At 55.5% G+C, this 393-nt stretch carries 1 pseudogene; it reads right to left on the minus strand.

The annotated features are described in order from the left end of the window. Positions 1 to 359: pseudogene (gene dnaE / locus C6366_RS21380) on the minus strand (DNA polymerase III subunit alpha); the annotation flags it as partial. Between the last annotated feature and the right edge of the window lie 34 nt (positions 360 to 393).

The following is a 393-nucleotide window of genomic DNA, read 5'->3' on the forward strand; positions in this document are numbered from 1 at the left end:
TAGCTGGCAAACGACTCAATCTGCCGCCACACCTCATTGGCCAACGCATCGGGATAACCCCGCTCACGGCAGTTGGCAAAAAAACGCGCCACAATGCGCTCAAACTCGGTGCGGGAGCGGTACTTGCCACTCATGGCGCGGCGCAACACATCGGCATCGGCCAAATCCAGACCGGCAAAATGGTGGCACACTTTAATCACATCCTCCTGATACACCATCACCCCGAAAGTCTCCTTCAGCTGCTCCTCCATTACCGGATGTAGGTACTGAAAACTGTCGGGGTGGTGAAAACGGTAGATATATTCGCGCATCATGCCCGAGCTCGACACTCCGGGACGGATAATGGAACTGGCAGCCACCAGCGTGAGGTAATCATCACAACGCAGCTTACGC

The organism is Desulfonatronum sp. SC1 (assembly GCF_003046795.1).
Lineage (GTDB): Bacteria > Desulfobacterota > Desulfovibrionia > Desulfovibrionales > Desulfonatronaceae > Desulfonatronum.